This is a genomic window from Aeromicrobium sp. 9AM (assembly GCF_902506105.1).
Taxonomy (GTDB): domain Bacteria; phylum Actinomycetota; class Actinomycetes; order Propionibacteriales; family Nocardioidaceae; genus Aeromicrobium.
Window position 1 is genome coordinate 763,557 of record NZ_LR733303.1, and the last position, 17,808, is coordinate 781,364.

18 protein-coding genes are annotated in these 17,808 nt (G+C 68.6%); 10 read left to right on the plus strand and 8 right to left on the minus strand.

Translation table 11 applies throughout. From position 1 onward, the window contains the following. The first annotated feature begins 28 nt into the window (after positions 1–28). Positions 29–190, plus strand: a complete 162-nt coding sequence (locus BOSE46_RS03810; RefSeq protein WP_159538406.1) for a hypothetical protein — start codon at positions 29–31, stop codon at positions 188–190. Further along, on the plus strand, positions 190–885 hold the full coding sequence (locus BOSE46_RS03815; RefSeq protein ID WP_201299512.1) for a YitT family protein: 696 nt from the start codon (positions 190–192) through the stop codon (positions 883–885). The genes BOSE46_RS03810 and BOSE46_RS03815 overlap by 1 nt, the downstream gene beginning before the upstream one ends. On the opposite strand, the gene BOSE46_RS03820 is transcribed toward BOSE46_RS03815, so the two are convergent. Further along, positions 792–3,038, minus strand: a complete 2,247-nt coding sequence (locus BOSE46_RS03820; protein WP_159538408.1) for a bifunctional diguanylate cyclase/phosphodiesterase — start codon at positions 3,036–3,038, stop codon at positions 792–794. The genes BOSE46_RS03815 and BOSE46_RS03820 overlap by 94 nt on opposite strands. Before the next feature lie 206 nt (positions 3,039–3,244). Between BOSE46_RS03820 and BOSE46_RS03825 the strand changes: the two genes are divergently transcribed. Then, positions 3,245–4,798, plus strand: coding sequence for an amino acid permease (locus BOSE46_RS03825; protein ID WP_159538410.1), 1,554 nt, complete (start codon positions 3,245–3,247; stop codon positions 4,796–4,798). Here BOSE46_RS03825 and BOSE46_RS03830 read toward each other — a convergent pair. After that, positions 4,795–5,358 carry an O-methyltransferase gene (locus tag BOSE46_RS03830; RefSeq protein ID WP_159538412.1) on the minus strand — a complete coding sequence of 188 codons (564 nt, stop codon included), beginning with the start codon at positions 5,356–5,358 and terminating at the stop codon, positions 4,795–4,797. The two genes, BOSE46_RS03825 and BOSE46_RS03830, sit on opposite strands and share 4 nt — an antisense overlap. A 487-nt stretch (positions 5,359–5,845) precedes the next feature. On the opposite strand from BOSE46_RS03830, the gene BOSE46_RS03835 reads away from it, so the two are divergent. The 3 genes from BOSE46_RS03835 to BOSE46_RS03845 all read left to right on the plus strand — a co-directional run bounded on the left by BOSE46_RS03835 (position 5,846) and on the right by BOSE46_RS03845 (position 9,595). Further along, a complete protein-coding gene (locus tag BOSE46_RS03835; protein ID WP_159538414.1) occupies positions 5,846–6,904 on the plus strand; it encodes a 3-isopropylmalate dehydrogenase in 1,059 nt (352 codons plus the stop codon). 43 nt (positions 6,905–6,947) lie between these two features. Continuing rightward, positions 6,948–8,048: a branched-chain amino acid aminotransferase gene (locus BOSE46_RS03840; RefSeq protein ID WP_159538416.1), complete on the plus strand. Its 1,101-nt coding sequence runs from the start codon at positions 6,948–6,950 to the stop codon at positions 8,046–8,048. A 125-nt stretch (positions 8,049–8,173) separates the two neighbouring features. Beyond that, on the plus strand, positions 8,174–9,595 hold the full coding sequence (locus BOSE46_RS03845; RefSeq protein WP_159538418.1) for an aspartate ammonia-lyase: 1,422 nt from the start codon (positions 8,174–8,176) through the stop codon (positions 9,593–9,595). 2 nt (positions 9,596–9,597) lie between these two features. On the opposite strand, the gene BOSE46_RS03850 is transcribed toward BOSE46_RS03845, so the two are convergent. Further along, a complete protein-coding gene (locus tag BOSE46_RS03850; protein ID WP_159538420.1) occupies positions 9,598–10,293 on the minus strand; it encodes a hypothetical protein in 696 nt (231 codons plus the stop codon). Between the two features lie 167 nt (positions 10,294–10,460). Here BOSE46_RS03850 and cimA point away from each other — a divergent pair, with 167 nt between their 5' ends. Genes cimA through BOSE46_RS03865 form a run of 3 tightly spaced genes read left to right on the plus strand, consistent with a single transcriptional unit; the run spans position 10,461 to position 13,682 of the window. Next, the gene (gene cimA, locus BOSE46_RS03855; protein WP_256366693.1) at positions 10,461–12,068 is read left to right on the plus strand and encodes a citramalate synthase; all 1,608 of its coding nucleotides are present in this window, start codon (positions 10,461–10,463) and stop codon (positions 12,066–12,068) included. 39 nt (positions 12,069–12,107) lie between these two features. Continuing rightward, positions 12,108–12,866 (plus strand): hypothetical protein, encoded by a 759-nt coding sequence (locus BOSE46_RS03860; RefSeq protein WP_159538422.1) that lies wholly within the window; start codon positions 12,108–12,110, stop codon positions 12,864–12,866. Positions 12,867–12,893: 27 nt separating this feature from the next. Then, a complete protein-coding gene (locus tag BOSE46_RS03865; protein WP_159538424.1) occupies positions 12,894–13,682 on the plus strand; it encodes a transmembrane domain-containing protein in 789 nt (262 codons plus the stop codon). Here BOSE46_RS03865 and BOSE46_RS03870 read toward each other — a convergent pair. Further along, positions 13,660–14,094 (minus strand): GNAT family N-acetyltransferase, encoded by a 435-nt coding sequence (locus tag BOSE46_RS03870; protein ID WP_159538426.1) that lies wholly within the window; start codon positions 14,092–14,094, stop codon positions 13,660–13,662. The two genes, BOSE46_RS03865 and BOSE46_RS03870, sit on opposite strands and share 23 nt — an antisense overlap. A gap of 28 nt (positions 14,095–14,122) precedes the next feature. Here BOSE46_RS03870 and BOSE46_RS03875 point away from each other — a divergent pair, with 28 nt between their 5' ends. Then, entirely contained in the window at positions 14,123–14,689 is a 567-nt protein-coding gene (locus tag BOSE46_RS03875) for a protein-L-isoaspartate O-methyltransferase (RefSeq protein WP_159538428.1), read from the plus strand. 1 nt (position 14,690) lies between these two features. Here the strand turns inward: BOSE46_RS03875 and BOSE46_RS03880 are convergent, their stop codons facing one another. The 4 genes from BOSE46_RS03880 to BOSE46_RS03895 form a co-directional block, all read right to left on the minus strand. Next, positions 14,691–15,089 (minus strand): Fur family transcriptional regulator, encoded by a 399-nt coding sequence (locus BOSE46_RS03880; RefSeq protein WP_159538430.1) that lies wholly within the window; start codon positions 15,087–15,089, stop codon positions 14,691–14,693. Beyond that, positions 15,089–15,940 (minus strand): metal ABC transporter permease, encoded by an 852-nt coding sequence (locus BOSE46_RS03885; RefSeq protein WP_159538432.1) that lies wholly within the window; start codon positions 15,938–15,940, stop codon positions 15,089–15,091. The genes BOSE46_RS03880 and BOSE46_RS03885 overlap by 1 nt, the downstream gene beginning before the upstream one ends. Before the next feature lie 85 nt (positions 15,941–16,025). Further along, positions 16,026–16,802, minus strand: coding sequence for a metal ABC transporter ATP-binding protein (locus tag BOSE46_RS03890; protein WP_159538434.1), 777 nt, complete (start codon positions 16,800–16,802; stop codon positions 16,026–16,028). Then, a complete protein-coding gene (locus tag BOSE46_RS03895; RefSeq protein ID WP_159538435.1) occupies positions 16,799–17,719 on the minus strand; it encodes a metal ABC transporter substrate-binding protein in 921 nt (306 codons plus the stop codon). Before BOSE46_RS03895 ends, BOSE46_RS03890 begins: the two co-directional genes overlap by 4 nt. Positions 17,720–17,808: the final 89 nt, after the last annotated feature.

Genomic DNA, 17,808 nt, shown 5'->3' on the forward strand with positions numbered 1-17,808 from the left:
ACAGGCCAATCGGGCGCAATCTGGATACATGAACCAGATCATGCCCGTCCTCGTCCTTGTCATCACCGTGGTGGCGATGGCCGTCCAGCTCGTCCGTACGCTCCGCAGCGACGGATACGGGCTGCGGCCTCCACCGCGCAGCCATCGAGGGGAGGTCGACCGCACGAGCCCCTACCGGAGTCTGGTGTGATGGCCGACATGGTCAACCGCCTTGCTCGTCTCTTCTTCGGCCTGAGCCTCTACGGCTTCACGATGGCGATGATGGTCGAGTCGACCCTTGGGCTGGATCCGTGGGACGTCTTCCACGAAGGTCTGGCGCAGCACCTGCCGCTGACCTTCGGGCAGGTCGTCATCCTGGTGGGTGCCATCGTGCTCCTGCTGTGGATCCCGCTGCGGCAGATGCCTGGGATCGGCACGGTCTTCAACGTCATCGTGATCGGACTTGCCGCGGACGCCGGCATCGCCGCGATCAACCAGCCCGACAACCTGTGGTTGCGCGGCCTGCTGCTCGGCGGCGGTGTCGTCGGCAACGGTCTGGCAGGAGCGATCTACATCGGTGCCCAGCTGGGTCCGGGCCCGCGCGACGGCCTGTGGCTCGGCCTCGTACGCCGGACAGGTCGCAGTGTGCGGCTCTGGCGCACCGTCATCGAGGTCAGCGTTCTTGCTGTCGGGTTCCTGCTCGGCGGAACCGTCGGGGTCGGCACGGTGTTGTACGCGCTGACGATCGGGCCGATCGTGCAGTTCTTCCTGCCGCACATGCAGGCTCGTACGTCAGACGGTGCGAGCCGGCCTCATTGGTCCGGCACGATCCGCAAGCGGGGCGTGTTGCGCACCGACGGGTGTGTGATGACCGGTCCGGAGGTCGGGTCGGGCGAGGCGGAGTAGATGCCCTGCGCCGAGTCGCACTCGAGGACCTTCAGGTCGGCGAGCTGATCGACGTTCTCGACACCCTCGGCCACGACCAGCAGGCCTGATCCGTGCGCGGCGTTGACCAGCAGCGCCAGGAGGTCGCGAGCTCCCGGCTCTTCGGAGTTGACGAGCGTCGTGTGGATCTTGATGGCGTCGGCCGGCAGGTGCTGGATCTGTCCGATGGACGTGCGGCCCGTGCCGAAGTCATCGATGCTGACGAACACGCCGGCGTGGCGCAGGGCGCTCAGCGGGAGCGCCGCGTTCGGCACGTCGACCAGGGCCATCTCGGTCACGCCGATCGTCAGACGGTGCGGGGCGAGGTCGGCGCGCGCCAGGGCATCCTCGACCTCCTGCACCAGACCGGGGGAGGCGAGCGTGCGTCCCGAGATGCTGACGGTGACGGTGAGGTCGCCGAACCGTTCGGGGTCGGAGGCGGTCAGCTCTGCGAGCTCGACCGTGGCCTGGTGGAGCGTCCATCGATCGAGATCGCAGATGAGGTCGGTGGCGGCGGCGATGGGCAGGAAGACCTCGGGCCGCTGCACGCCGCGGATCGGGTGCTTCCACCGGACCTGTGCCTCGTAGCCCTCGACGAACTGTGTATGCACCGCGACGACGGGTTGGTAGTGGACCGCGATCTCACCCGAGGCGAGCGCCGCCCGCAGCTCCTTCTCGATGGTGGTGCGCTCGTGCAGCTCGGCCCGCAGCCGGTTGTCGAACACCTCGATCCGGCCCCGGCCGGACGCCTTGGCCCGCCGGATCGCCACGTTGGCCTCGTGCAACAGCTGGTCGGGCTCGGTGCCGCCGTCCATGCTGGTGGTGGCGCCGATGCTCGCGCTGACCGCGATCCTCGTGCCTGAGACGTCGATCGGCTGGTTGACGGTCCGCAGCAGGTGCGCGGCAAGAATCATCGCGTCGTGGTCGGAGGCAACCGAGTCGAGCAGGATCACGAACTGGTCGCCGCCCAGGCGGCCCACGACGTCGACGTCGCGCACCAGGTCGCGCAGTCGCTGGCCGACCGCCCGCAGGACCAGGTCGCCGATCCCGTGGCCGAAGCGGTCGTTGATCTCGTCGAAGTCGTCCAGGTCGACGACCAGGAGGCCCACCGAGGTGCCGTCGCGGCGACCCCGGCGCAGCGCCGCGCCGATCTGTTGGCGGATGTAGGGGCTGTTGGACATCCCGGTGAGCGCGTCGTGGGAGGCCTCGTGGAACAGGTCGGAACGCAGCTGGTCACGTTGCCGCACCGTGGAGCGGATCTCCTCGATGTTGTACGCCATGCGCGCCACCACCAGCAGTGACAGGACGCTCGCGCCGAGGACGACGGTCCAGGTGTCGACGTGCAGGCCGCTGGTCAGGCTCGCGACGACGAGGGCAGGGGCGATCAGCATCGCCGCGGCGAGCACCCCGAGACGACGTGCGGTGAAGGGTGCCGTCCTGGCTGTCGGCGAGGAGAGCTGCGTCATCGCCGGGTGCAGCGCGGCGGCACCCCACAGGACGTACGAGCCGAGCCACAGCACGTCGAGCACGACCCAGTAGTCGGTGGTCTCTGTCGCGAAGAGCGTGTCGGCGACGATCAGCGGCACGAGGGCGCCCACGAGGAGCCGGAATGCCGGCGACCGGGTACCCGGTGCCGCGACCAGGCGCACGACGAGGGCCAGCAGGATGATGTCGCCCGCCGGGTAGGCCGCTGCGATGGCCCGCTCGAGCCACGGTGTGCCCGATTCGTCGACGATCGGATCCGCGACGAAGACCCACGCCAGCAAGCCGACACCGAGCGTCACGATGGCGCTGTCGATCAGCCCGGCAGGGTCGCGTTCGGGTCGACGGCTGTGGACCAGCACCGCGAGACCGGCGGCGAGCAGCGGGTACGCCGAGAGGTACGCCAGGTCCGAGGCCGCCGGGTTGGTGCGGACGAGGTCGGGCAGGTCGTAGAACAGGTCGCCAGCGACCCAGGCCGCCTGACCGGCCGCCATGAGGTACCAAGGCAGCGGCTTGAGGGGTTTGTTGACCCGCACGCCGACCAGGATCGCCGCGACGCACGAGGCGCCGATCGCGAAGTAGATCGGCGTCGTCGGCGAGAGGAGATAGATCGCGATCGCGATCGTGCCGCCGACGAGGTAGATCCGGGTCATGGGCGCTCCTTTCGCGTCGATGCCGACCATCGGTGCCTGGACCTCCATCTTGTCCCACTTCCCGCGAAGAGACGTGCTGTCCTCGACACTTTGCGGGATTTCACGCGTGAGGAGTCGCACACCGGCTGACACGGCACGCTCCCGCCGGTACGTTTCTCGCAACGTGGTCACCTCCCGGTGGTCCGGTGTCGAGGGGGTGCACACGCGTGGCCGACGTACCGATCGGCAGGGCACGCCGCCTTCCGCCCGAGCTCGCGATGCTGCGCATCAGCCACGCTCGCCACCGGCTGCCCGCGGTGTTCGGCACGGGACTGCTCATCGTCCTCGCGATCGGGGTCATGGTCGGCGGCGGCATCTTCTCGCTGGCCGGCAAACAGGCGGCGACGATGGCCGGGCCGGCCGTGATCGTCTCGTTCATCATCGCGTCGGTGGTGTGCCTGCTGGCCGCGCTGTCGTATGCCGAGCTGTCCTCGACCCTTCCCACTGCCGGCAGTGTCTACACGTTCGCGTACGTCGCGTTCGGTGAGCTCTGGGCGTGGATCGTCGGCTGGGCCCTCGTGCTGGAGCTCGTCGTGGCAGCAGCCGTCGTGTCGCGCATCTGGGCGGCCTACTTCACCGCCACGCTCGACGGGTTCGACATCGGCATCCCGACGTTCCTGGCGGACCACTCGCAGGTCGACAAGGGGACGGGCTGGATCGCGGCGGCACTCGTCGTCGTCCTCATGCTCCTGGTGATGACAGGGGCCAAGCTCACGGGGCGCGTGCTGGCGATGATCGTCGCGGCCAAGCTCGTCGCGGTGGTGCTGGTCATCGCGGTCGGCGCCCGCCACGTCGACAAGGCCAACTACTCGCCGTTCGTGCCTGACGTCAAGGAGGGCGCCGGTGCCAGCGGAACCGTCCTGCAGAGCCTGCTCGGGGGAGCGGGGGACGCGTTCGGCGTGATGGGCATCTTCACGGCTGCCGGCGCGATCGTCTTCTCGTTCATCGGCTTCGACCTGATCGCCACCGCGGCGGAGGACGCCAAGGACCCCCGCCGGTCGATCCCTCGCGCAATGCTGGCATCGATCGGGATCGTCACGGTCCTGTACGTCGCGATGGGTGCCGTCCTCGTCGGGCTCCGTCCCTATGGCGAGCTCAACACCGCCGCGCCGGTCTCGGACGCTCTGCGTGCTGCGGGATCGCCGGGCTGGAGCGCCAACGTCATCAACATCGGCGCGTTGTTCGGACTGACGACGGTCGTGCTGGTGGTGCTCATCGCGCAGAGCCGCGTGCTGTTCGCGATGGGGCGTGACGGGCTGCTGCCCCGCGGACTCGCGCACGTCGGTGCTGGCTCGTCACCGTCACGGGCGGCTCTGGTTGCCGGCATCGTGGCGGCCGCGTTGGCCCTGGATCCCGGCACGGTCAAGCGTGCGGACCTGCTGGTGCTCGGCACCTTGTTCGCGTTCGCCTTCTGTGCCGTCGGGGTCATCCGGCTGCGCAAGTCACAACCCGACCTGGAACGCGGTTTCCGGGTCCCTCTGGTTCCCTTCATCCCGATCGTGTCGGTGCTGGCCACGCTGTGGCTGTCGCTCAACCTGGCCGCGAACACGTGGCGCGACTTCGCGATCTGGATGGTGGCCGGGCTCGTCCTCTACTTCGCGTACGGGCGACGTCACAGCGCCCTGGGCAATCGTGAGGAGCCGCCTGCGGCTCCACCCGAGCCGGAGCCAGGGCCACCGGGCTCACGACCGCCCGGCGCCCACCGAGCCGGATATCGCTAGCGCCGCGTCGCGATGATCAGCGAGGCGTCGACGTCGATCAGCATCTCGACGGCGGCGAACCGCTCGTCGGTGAGCCACTGCTCGCGGACCGTGTCGACCCGGCCCTCGACGATCGGCGGCCAGAACGCTGACGGCACGAAATCGTCGAGCACCGCGATGCCGCCCGGCTCGAGCAGGTCGGCGATGACGTCGATGTCCTGCATGACCTCGCGGACGTCGACGAACAGCAGCGAGAACGGGGCGTACTGCTCGAGGGTCGACCAGTCCCCGGCGATCACGTCGACGTTGTCGGTGTCGGCGAAGATCTTCTGCACGTCGCCGGCGAGGGCCGGATCGAGCTCGGCACTGACGACCCGGGCGTCCTTGGGCGCGCCGCTGGAGAGCCAGGCGGAGCCGACCCCGCAACCCGTGCCGAGCTCGGCCAGCGTTCCGGTGCGTGAGGCGGCGAGCGAGGCCAGCAGTCGGCCGGTCTCGTTGCGGATCGACGTGATGAACCCGCGTTGGCGGGACAGGTCGAGAGTGCTCGAGACAAGCGCGGGGACTTCAGCGGGTGCACTCACGTGGCCAGTCTGTCACGATCCACGGACGGAGCACGCCCGCCTCGTCTCGGGCGTTGAGACGCCGACCACGTTTCCCGGACACGACGGTGATGCGCCCCTAGACTGGCCAAATCATGCGGAAGCAGCTCGTAGTAATCGCTTGCCGCGGCAGGGCCTCTTAGGGCTACACCCTGCCGCGGAGTTTCGGCGTTGGCCCGCCGTTCCGCCGCAGGGTTGCTGATCATGATCTGATCGCTCGCTTTCGTACTCTCCTCGGATGATCTCCGGACATGTGTCTGGTGGAACGGCGGACCCCCGCCGGACCCCGCTCCCGTCCACACCGAAGGAGATCGCCATGGAACCCCAGCTGATGGAGTGGGGCCCCGCGCACCTGCGCGACGAGGCCTCGACCCCCGACTTCGAGTCGTCCGAACGACCCGACGACAACTGACCACATACCAAGACGCGGGTTTCATATCCTGAGACTTGCCTGCCTAGAATGACGCCCATGACTCGCTCGTTTTCCCTTGCAGTGGTGCCCGGAGACGGCATCGGACCCGAAGTGACCGCACAGGCTCTCCAGGTCCTCAACCTCGTCGCCGCGGATCACGACACCGCGTTCATCAGCACCGAGTACGACCTCGGCGCCAAGCGCTGGCACGCGACGGGGGAGACCCTGCCCGACTCGGTCCTCGAGGAGATCCGCGGCCACGACGCGATCCTGCTCGGCGCCGTGGGCGATCCGAGCGTCCCGTCCGGCGTCCTCGAGCGCGGCCTGCTGCTCAAGCTGCGCTTCGCGCTCGACCACTACGTCAACCTGCGGCCCTCCAAGCTGTTCGCCGGCGTCCCGACGCCGCTTGCCAACCCCGGCGCAATCGACTTCGTCGTCGTTCGCGAAGGCACCGAGGGTCCCTATGTCGGCAACGGCGGCGCGATCCGTGTCGGCACGCCGCACGAGCTCGCGACCGAGGTCAGCATCAACACGGCCTATGGCGTCGAGCGCGTCGTCCGTGACGCCTTCGCCCGCGCGCAGGCCCGCCCGCGCAAGAAGCTGACGCTGGTCCACAAGAACAACGTGCTGGTCCACGCCGGTCACCTCTGGACGCGCACGGTCGACGCCATCGGGCCTGAGTTCCCCGACGTCTCGGTCGACTACCTGCACGTCGACGCCGCGACGATCTTCCTCGTCACCGACCCCGGCCGGTTCGACGTCATCGTCACCGACAACCTCTTCGGCGACATCCTCACCGACCTCGCCGCGGCGATCACCGGCGGCATCGGGCTGGCCGCCAGCGGCAACGTCAACCCCGACCGCACGGCGCCCAGCATGTTCGAGCCGGTCCACGGCTCGGCGCCTGACATCGCCGGCCAGCACAAGGCCGATCCCACCGCCGCGATCCTCTCCGGCGCCCTCCTGCTCGAGCACCTCGGCGTTCCCGAGGCGGCCGCGCGCATCAGCTCGGCCGTCGAGGCGGACATCGCCGATCGCGGCGCTGCTCCCCGCAGCACCGAGGAGGTGGGAGAGGCCATCGCATCACGTGTGGCCGAGGGCGTAGCGGTCGGTTAATGACCGCTTACCTTTGACCCCAGAAAGTACTAACGTGATTACTATGACTTCCAACCTTTTCGCGAGCAGGTTCGAGCCCAACCCCGCCGCGAAGTCCGACGCCGAGCGCGAGGCCATCCTTGCCAACCCCGGCTTCGGCAACCACTTCACCGACCACATGTTCCTGGCCGAGTGGACGCCCGACACGGGTTGGGCCGATGCCCGCGTCGTGCCCTACGGCCCGCTCATGCTCGACCCGGCGACCGCCGTGCTGCACTACGCACAGGAGATCTTCGAGGGCCTCAAGGCGTACGTCCACGACGACGGCTCGGTCTGGCTGTTCCGCCCCGAGGCCAACGGCGAGCGCATGCAGCGCTCGGCGCACCGCCTGGCCCTACCGGAGCTGCCGCTCGACTGGTTCCTCGGCTCGATCCGCGAGATCGTCGCCGCCGATCGCGCGTGGGTGCCGTCAGGAGGGGAGAAGAGCCTCTACCTGCGGCCGTTCATGTTCGCCTCCGAGGTCTTCCTCGGTGTGCGCCCGAGCCAGCACGTGACCTACTCGGTCATCGCGTCGCCGGCCGGCGCCTACTTCCCCGGTGGGGTCGAGGCGGTGTCGATCTGGTTGTCGTCCGAGTACTCGCGCGCCGGTGCCGGCGGCACCGGCGCGGCCAAGTGCGGCGGCAACTACGCCGCCAGCCTGCTGCCGCAGCAGGAGGCCGCCCAGCACGGGTGCGCCCAGGTGGCGTTCCTGGACTCCACGGAGCACACGTGGGTCGAGGAGCTCGGCGGCATGAACCTGTTCTTCGTGCACGCCGACGGCTCGATCGTCACCCCGGAGCTGTCCGGCTCGATCCTCGAGGGCGTCACGCGGGACTCGATCATGCAGATCGCCCGCGACCTCGGCTACGACGTGATCGAGCGACGCGTGAGCATCGACGAGTGGCGCGACGGGACGGCCGACGGCTCGATCACCGAGGTGTTCGCGTGCGGCACGGCCGCGGTCGTGACGCCGATCAGCTCGCTCAAGTGGGACGGCGGCGAGGCCGTCAGCGGCGACGGCGAGACCGGCAAGGTCACGACCGACATCCGCTCGGCACTCGTCGACATCCAGTACGGCCGCGCGGCCGACCGGCACGGCTGGCTGACGCAGATCGCGCCTGCCTGACGCCTTTCCCGCGAAGGGGATGACTGTACCGGTGAGTACAGTCATCCCCTTCCGCATGTGAGCACCGGGTTGCTCTATGGTCGCCATGTGGGGCTCAACGACGCGCCCCGTACTGGAGGCTGCACATGACCATTGCCACGCGTTCCGAACACGATCTGATCGGCGACCGTGACGTCCCGCTCGAGGCCTATTGGGGAGTGCACACACTCCGCGCGCTCGAGAACTTCCCCATCACCGGCATCCCGATCGGCACGAGTCCGTTCCTCGTCGAGGCGCTGGCGGCCGTCAAGGAGGCCGCGGCGAGCGCCAACCATGATCTGGGCCTGCTCGACGACGAGCGCTTCGCCGCGATCCGGGATGCCTGCGAGGAGATCCGCAGCGGAGAGCTGCACGACGAGTTCATCGTCGACGTGATCCAGGGCGGTGCCGGTACGTCGACCAACATGAACGCCAACGAGGTCATCGCCAACCGCGCCCTCGAGCTGATGGGGCACAAGAAGGGTGACTATCACGTCATCCACCCCAACGAGCACGTCAACCTGAGCCAGTCGACCAACGACGTCTACCCGACGGCGGTCAAGATCGCGATCATCCTGGCGACGCACGCCCTGCTCGATGCGATGGCCATCCTGGAGGACTCGTTCGCGGCCAAGGCCGACGAGTTCCACGACGTCCTCAAGATGGGTCGCACCCAGCTGCAGGACGCCGTGCCCATGACGCTGGGCCAGGAGTTCCGGACGTACTCGCTGATGATCTCCGAGGACCGGAGCCGGCTGTCCGAGGCTGTGCTGCTGCTCCACGAGATCAACCTCGGCGCGACGGCGATCGGCACGCAGCTGAACGCGCCGGAGGGCTACGTGCCCTCGGCGTGCGAGCACCTGTCGAGGATCACCCGCCTCCCGCTCGAGAGTGCGGTCGACCTGATCGAGGCGACGCAGGACTGCGGCGCCTTCGTGCAGCTCTCGGGCACGCTCAAGCGTGTCGCGGTCAAGCTGTCCAAGATCTGCAACGACCTCCGGCTGCTGTCGTCCGGCCCGCGCGCCGGCTTCAACGAGATCAACCTCCCCGCCGTGCAGGCCGGGTCGAGCATCATGCCCGGCAAGGTCAACCCGGTGATCCCCGAGGTCGTCAACCAGGTCGCGTTCCAGGTCATCGGCCATGACATGACGGTCACGATGGCCGCCGAGGGCGGTCAGCTCCAGCTCAACGCGTTCGAGCCGGTCATCTGCTACTCGTTGTCGGCCGGCATCTCCCGGTTGCGTGAGGCGATCCTGGTGCTCGCGACCCGCTGCGTCGACGGCATCACCGCCAACGTCGAGCTGTTGCGCAGCGAGGTCGAGAACTCGATCGGCCTGGTGACCGCCCTCAACCCCTACATCGGGTACGCCGCGGCCACCGACGTCGCTCAGGAGGCTCTCGCCACAGGTCGTGGAGTCGCCGAGATCGTCCTCGAGCGTGGGCTGCTGCCGCCCGAGAAGCTCGAGGCGATCCTGCGACCGGAGACCTTGGCCCACCTGGCCCCCAAGCGGAGCAAGCGCGAGGACTGACGTCAGGGCGCGAACAGCGACTCGGCGGGGTCACCGTCGAGCGTGACGACGAGGACCTGGTCGTCGGCGTCGTACGTGATGTCGACGTCGATCGATCGCCCCTTGGGCGTCGTGGCGGCCTGGGCATCACCGAGGCCGTACGCGATGTCGCGAAGGGTGACGGTGGCCTCGCCGACCGGATCGTTGGCGGGCCACTCGGCGAGCAGGCGATGGACCAGGCCGGCGAGGACCGCGCTGTACATCGCGTGAGCGGACTCGTCGACGCCATCGAGGACGATCTCGGGCAGGCCGAACGACCGGAGGCCGACGGTGCGGAACCGACCGTCGGCCAGGTCCTGGTAGTCGACGGTGTACCACTGCGTCGCGTGCGCGAGGGAGACCTCGTCGGAGCGCAGCTCGACGACGCGCGGGATGCTCAGGTCGATCACGACACCGTCGTTCTCCTCGGCGAGCAGGAGCGCGTCGATCCGGGCGTCGCGGATCGCGAACGCGGCGTCCTCGAGGGTCGTCTGACGCAGGATCAGCTGCTGGTGCGGCCGCGAGCGCAGGCGGCGCATCGCGACCTCGGACGAGCCGTAGTGCCGCAGCAGCTCGGGGGAGGGCGGGGCGATCAGGTCCTCGGACTCGAGGGGCTCCGTGGTCATGACGGCGTACATGACGCTCGGCTCCACATCGAGTGGGACGGGTCTGGCGGTCATAGGTCGATCAGTCTAGACTGAGCCGCATGCAGAGCATCTCGATCATTATCGACAGGCGCGCCGGGCACTGAAATAAGCCCCCGACGCGCTGCCTCCCATGTTCTGGGGGGCATTTTTTATGTCAGCACAGCCAGACCGAGACGCCGACCGGACCGAAGGACACCGCAGTGAACGCAGGACACCAGAGCGTGAGCGACTTCCACGTCTACGACACGACGATGCGCGACGGCGCCCAGCAGGAGGGCCTCAACCTCTCCGTGCAGGACAAGATGCACATCGCGCGCCACCTCGACGACCTCGGTGTCGGCTACATCGAGGGCGGCTGGCCAGGCTCGAACCCCAAGGACACCGAGTTCTTCGCCCTCGCGGCCAAGGAGCTCGACCTCAAGCACGCGACGCTGGCCGCGTTCGGTGCGACTCGCCGCGCCGGCGTCCAGGCCTCGGAGGATCCGCTGATCCAGGCGCTGCGCGACTCCGGCGCGTCGGTCGTGACGCTTGTCGCCAAGAGCCACGACCGTCACGTCACCGAAGCCCTGCGCACGACGCTCGAGGAGAACCTCGCGATGGTGCGCGACACCGTGACCTACCTCCGCGAGGAGGGGCAGCGCGTCTTCGTCGACCTCGAGCACTTCTTCGACGGCTATCGCGCCAATCGTGACTACGCCCTCGAGGTCGTACGCGCTGCGGGTGACGCCGGTGCCGAAGTCGTCATCCTGTGCGACACCAACGGCGGCATGCTGCCGCACTGGGTCACCGAGATCGTCACGGACGTCGCGCAGACCGGCGTACGCCTGGGCATCCACGCCCACAACGACACGGGCTGTGCCGTCGCCAACTCGATGGCCGCCGTCCAGGCCGGCGCGACCCACGTGCAGGGCTGCGTCAACGGCTACGGCGAGCGCACGGGCAACGCCGACCTCATCACGTGCGTCGCCAACCTCGAGCTCAAGCTCGGCATGACGGTCCTCCCGGAGGGCTCGCTGGCCGACGCGTCACGGATCTCGCACGCGATCGCGGAGATCACGAACTATCCGCCGTCCGCCCGCCAGCCCTACACCGGCGTCTCGGCGTTCGCGCACAAGGCCGGCCTGCACGCGAGCGCGATCCGGGTCGACCCCAACCTCTACCAACACATCGACCCGGCGCTGGTCGGCAACGACATGCGCCTGTTGGTGTCGGAGATGGCCGGTCGGGCGACGATCGAGCTCAAGGGCAAGGAGCTGGGCTTCGACCTCGCGGACGATCCGGTTCGCCTGGCCCGCGTCACCGACCGGGTCAAGGCCATGGAGCAGGCCGGCTACACGTTCGAGGCCGCTGACGCCTCGTTCGAGCTGCTCCTCGCCGAGGAGATCGACGGCGTACGCCCGTCGTACTTCGACGTCGAGTCGTGGCGCGTCCTGGCGGAGTCCGCTCGTGGCGACGACGCCGTCGCCGAGGCCACGGTCAAGCTGGTCGCCGGTGGCGTACGCCTGGCCGTCATCGGCGAGGGCAACGGTCCTGTCAACGCGCTCGACCACGCGTTGCGCCAGGCGATCGAGCAGGTCTATCCGGACGTCGCGAGGTTCCACCTGATCGACTTCCGGGTCCGCATCCTCGACCAGGGCCACGGCACCGATGCCGTCACCCGGGTCCTGATCGAGACCTCCGACGGCAAGGACTCGTGGGTCACGGTCGGCGTCGGCGCCAACATCATCGAGGCGTCGTGGGAGGCCCTGGTCGACGCGCTGACGTACGGCCTGCGCCGACACGGCGTGGCGTCACGCACCAACGGCTGACGGATTGACCCGGTCTCCCGGCGCTGGGACGGTGTGGGGGTGAACGTGCCCACGCGCCGGCTCGTGGTTGCCCTGCCGGTCGTCCTGACGGTCGTGATCGCGATCGCCATCGGTGCCCTGGTCGTCGTGCAGGACCAGCGACAGTCGGCGCAGGTGTCGGAGGCCGAGACGGTCGCGCAGGACTACCTCGCCAACGTCGCGAAGTTCCGCTCCTCGGTGATCGCCAAGGTGGAGGCGGCCGACGCCGGAGACCCGGGAGCGCTGAGCAAGGTCGTCGATCGGGCGATCGCCCGGCCGCCGCACCTCGGCGACGCGCCGGCGTACGGTCGCGAGCACTCCACGTCGTACGCCGAGGCCGCGCAGACCGAGGCGACCGTGCTCCGGCCCTTCAGACGGCTCAGCGCGACGCTTCGCGAGGCCGACGATGCGTTGGCGTTCATCGAGGCGGCGCGCAAGGTGCTGGAGCTCCGGGCGACCGACTACGTCGGCTACGGGTTCATCACGACCAGCGCGAGGGTCAGGGCCGAGCTCATCCCGGCGTTCGTGCGGGCGCGCGACGAGTTCGACCGTGCTCCGGTGCCGAAGGGCAAGGCGGAGCTGGCGAAGAAGGTGCACGATGCCGCGCAGTACGTCATCGACCAGGCGACGCTGCTCGCCGAACGGATCGAGAACCGGCAGAACTTCTCGTTCAGCTATCGCGAGGAGTTCCAGGCGGTGGCCGACGCGGTGAGCGACTATGCCACCCAGGTCAAGGGCGACATCGCCGAAGCCGTCGCGGGCGTGACCGCCGACGCGTAGACAACCGGTCTTCGATAGCGTTGCCGCATGGACTCCCGGGGGAAACGCAACGTCATCATCGCCAGCATCGTCGCCGCCAGCCTGCTGGTCGTGGCGGTGATCGGGACGACGGCGTTCTTCGTCGTGCGCAACCAGCACCGCCAGGACGACGTCGCCGAGGCGGCACGTGTCGCCACGGCCTTCAACAAGAAGGTCGCGGACTACCGCTCGTCGGTCGAGCAGGCGCTCAACACCCGGCAGCTCGATGACGCCCAGCAGATCAAGGTCGCGTTCGACAAGGCCGTCGTCAAGACCCCCGAGCTCGGCGACGCGCCCGAGTGGGGCAAGACGCACTCCAAGTCGTACCGGGCGGCGGTCAAGTCCCAGAAGACCCTCAAGGAGCCCTACGACGACGTCGCGAAGGTGCTCGACGAGGCGGTCGTCGGCCAGCCCTTCGTCAAGGCTGCGAAGACCGCGCTCAAGGTGCAGATCAACGACTACGTCGGCAAGGGCAAGTACTTCTACAACGGCTCGGTGTTCCGCAACAAGCTGGTGCCGGGTTTCAAGAAGGTCATGGCGAAGTTCGACAAGGTCCCGGTCCCCAAGGGTCGCGAGTCGGTCGCGCGCAAGGTGGATGCGGCCCTCAACGGCATCATCACGGACGGCAAGAAGGCTGCGGCCGAGCTCGATGCGGGCCGGAGCACCCTGATCAACGCGCGGTCGGAGTACATCGCGGCCAGCTCAGCCGTGCTGACGTACGAGCGTTCGCTGGAGTCGCGTCTCGAGTCGGCGATCCAGAAAGCCGCTTCGGTCGTCAGCGGCCAGTCCTCGACATAGGTGTGTGCAGGATGCCGGCCTCGTAGTAGTCGTCGCCGGAGCGCACGTAGCCGAAGATCTCGTACCAGCGCTCGAGGTACGACTGGGCGTTGAGCTGCAGCTCGCCGTCACCCCAGAGGCGCGACACCTCGGCCATGAGCTGACCGGACAGCCCGCGGCCGCGTTGGTCCTTGCGGGTGCACACGCGGCCGATGTGGCGTACGCCGTCGTCACCGACGTAGACCCGCAGATAGCTCGTCGGACCGTCGGCATCCGCGAACCACAGGTGGGTCGTCGTGGGCTGCAGGTCGCGGCCGTCGACGTCCTCCTCCTCGACCTGCTGCTCGACGGCGAAGACGGCGTCGCGGATCTTCCAGATGTCGTAGACGTCCTGCGCTGTCAGCGCATCACCGGTCACGCAACGCAGGCCCATGACCCCAGCGTAGAAGTACCTTCATCAGATGAGGACGTCGGTGGACGAGGCGATGCGCGCCGTGCCGCGCGAGCACTTCCTGCCGCCGGAGCAGCACCGTTCTGCCGACCTCGACCAGGCGCTCGAGGTCGGGCACGGGCAGACCTGTTCCCAGCCATCGACCGTCGCAGACATGTTGCAGCTGCTCGACGTGCAGCCGAGCATGCGGGTGCTGGACGTCGGCTCGGGCACCGGCTGGACGACGGCCCTGTTGGGGCACCTGGTCGGGCCGGATGGCTGCGTCATCGGGTGTGAGATCGTGCCCGAGCTCGTCGAGCGGGGACGGGACAACCTCGCGGGTGAGGACATGCGCTGGACGCGCATCGAGGCCGCCGAGCACGGCACGCTCGGCCGACCTGAGAACGCACCCTACGACCGGATCCTGGTCTCGGCGATGAGCGACAGCCTTCCGTACGAGCTCGTGGAGCAGGTCGCGCCGGGCGGGATCCTGGTCATCCCGGTGGCGGGCTCGATGACGCGTGTGGTCGTCGACCCGGCCGGCGTGCCGAGGATCAGCAGGCACGGGACCTATCGTTTCGTCCCGCTGATCCGCTGAGTCAGGCGCGGGCGGCCACGCAGGTGTTGCACGTGCCGAAGATCTCCAGCGTGTGCGCGACGTCCTGGAAGCCGTTCTCCTCGGCGATCTTGTCGGCCCAGCGCTCAACGGTCGGCCCCTCGACCTCGACCGTACGTCCGCAGGACCGGCACACGAGATGGTGGTGGTGCCCGGCGCTGCACTGGCGGTAGAGCACCTCGCCGTCGTCGTTGCGCAACGCGTCGACCTCGGCCGCGTCGGCGAGCACCTGCAGGCTGCGGTAGACCGTCGACAGGCCGACGGACTCGCCGCGCTGCTTGAGGATGTCGTGGATCTCCTGAGCGCTGGCGAAGCCGTCGAGGTCCTCGAGGATCGCGACGACGGCGCGGCGCTGGCGGGTGTTGCGGGGTGCTTCGACCATCAGATGTCTCCTCGTCCGAAATCTACTGGGTGGCGCCGACTCCGGACCCGCCTCGTGGCTGCGCCGAACAAGGCGGCCACGGCGAACACGGCAAGGGCGAGCATGACGATCGTCGGCCCGGGCTGGGTGTTGATCTCATAGCTCGACACGACGCCGCCGAGAGCCGCGACCAGGCCGATCGCCATCGCCGCAGCATGTGTCGTACGGAAGCTGCGGGTCAGCTGCTGCGACGCGGCGACGGGTACGACCATCAGTGCCGAGACCAGCAGCAACCCCACGGTGCGCATCGCGACGGTGATCGTCACGGCCGCGAGCACGGCGATGAGGATGCTGTAGACGCGTACGGGGACGCCGCTGACCCGCGCGTGCTCCTCGTCCTGGCACACCGCGAACAGCTGCGGCGAGAGACCGACGGCGAGGCTGATGACGAGCACCGCGAGGATCGCGACGATCTTGAGGTCGCCGTCCGACACCGTCGTGATCGAGCCGAACAGGTAGGTGTTGAGAGAAGCCGCGCTCTCGCCGGCGAGGTTCGTCAGCAGGACGCCGCCGGAGAGCCCGCCGTAGAACAGGATCGCGAGGGCCACGTCGCCGCTCGTGCGACCGAACATGCGCAGCAGCTCGATCACCACGGCGCCGACGATCGCGACAGCGACAGCGGTCAGCACCGGCGCGATGCCGGTGAGCAGGCCCAGCGCGACGCCGGTCAGTGCCACGTGACCGATGCCGTCACCGAGCAGGGCGAGGCGGCGCTGCACGAGGAACGTGCCGATCGCGGGAGCCGCGAGGCCCGTGAACACCGCAGCGATCAACGCTCGTTGCATGAATTCGTAGCTCAGCATCTCGGTCATGCCGCCGCCTCGCAGAAAAGGGCACGGTAGCGCGGCGACGGCATGAGTGCCTGTCGGTTCGCTTCGCAAGCTCCGCTCACGTCCCTCACCTCCAGACCCCTTCGCCCGTGAGCCCCTCGGGGATGGGCGGCTGTCCCGTGTGCGCGTGGACGTGGGCGTGGTCCTCCCCGACGAGGCCCTCGCACGGACCCTCGTACGCGACCTCGCCCGCATGCAGCACGATGGCGCGATCGATCAGTGGGCGCAGGGGGCCGAGCTCGTGGGCGACGAGCAGCACCGACGTGCCCTCGTGCACGAGACCACCGAGCAGCTCGGCGAGGGACTCCTGGTTGTCATGGTCCACCCCGGCCGTCGGCTCATCCATGATCAGCAGCTCTGCCTGCGAGGCGAGGGCGCGGGCGATCAGCACCCGCTGTTGCTGGCCACCCGAGAGCTCGCTGAGCGACGAGCGATGACGGTCCGGCAGTCCCACTCGCGAGATCGCGGCGTCGACCGCTGCGGCGTCGGCTTTGGTGCTCCAACCGAAGAGCCGGCGGTGGGCGAGCCGGCCGCTCATCACGACCTCATGGACGGTCGCGGGCACGCCAGCGACGGCACGTGAGCGCTGCGGGACATACCCGAGGCGGTGCCGGTCGTGGAAGCGGTCGAGCGGCGTGCCGAACAGCTCGACCGTGCCGTTGCTCATCGGGACCAGGCCGGTGGCCGCGCGGACGAACGTCGACTTGCCTGAACCGTTGGCGCCCAGCAGGGCCACGAACTCGCCGGCGGACACGTCGAGGTCGACCTGTCGCAGGACGGGCCGACCATCGAGTGCCACGCTCACGCCGCGTGCCTTCAGCGGCTGCGTGCTGTCAGTGCTCATGAACAGGAGTTCGCCTTCCTCAGGGTCTCGAGGTTCTTGCGCATGAGCGTCAGGTAGGTCTGGTCCTTGGTCGCGTCGGACAGCCCCTCGATGGGATCGAGCGTAGCGGTCGTCGCGCCGGTCTCCTTGGCGATCGTGTCGGCGATCGCCGGGCTGACCAGCTCTTCGGTGAAGATCGTGGTGATCTTCTCCTTGCGGACGAGGTCCGTGATGTCGGCGAGCTGTGCCGGCGACGGCTCGTTGGAGGGGTCGATGCCGGCGATCGGCACCTGGGTCAGGTCGTAGCGGGCCGCGAGGTACTGGAACGCAGCATGGCTCGTGACGATCGTGCGCGTCTTGCAGGTCTTGAGCCCGGTGGCGAAGTCCGTGCCGAGCGTCTGCAGGTCGGAGACCAGCTTCGAGGCATTGGCGGCGTAGTCGGACGCGTGATCGGGGTCGACGGCCGACAGCTTGGCCTCGACTGCCCTGGTCACGGCGACCATGTTCTCCGGGTCCAGCCACGTGTGCGGATCGATGTCATCGTGGTCGTGACCGTGACCCTCCTCCTCGGCGCCGGCCTGGAGCGGCTTGAGCTTGATGACGGAGGCGACGTCGACCGTGTCCTTCGGGGAGCGGTCGGCCTGCTTCACGGCGTCGTCGACGGCGGCCTGGAAGTGCTTCTCGTAGATCACGAGATCGGCACCCTGGACGGCGCCGACCTGCTTGGGCTTGAGCTCCAGGTCGTGCGGCTCGACGCCCGGCGACGTCAGGTTGGCGACGTCCACATGGGTGCCCCCGACCTGCTCGGCGACGTACGCGAACGGGTAGAACGACGCGACCACGCTGGTCGTGCCGTCGTTGCCCTTCGCGGAGCTGCCACACGCGGCAAGGAGGAGGACGAGGGGCAGCGCGCCGAGCAGGGCGAGGGGCTTCTTCATGAGAACGATTCTCAAGTAGTTGGGAATCATTGTCAACTGACGACGGGGAGACCCGGCGTGACGTGGGTCACGGTATGCTGTCCGGGCAC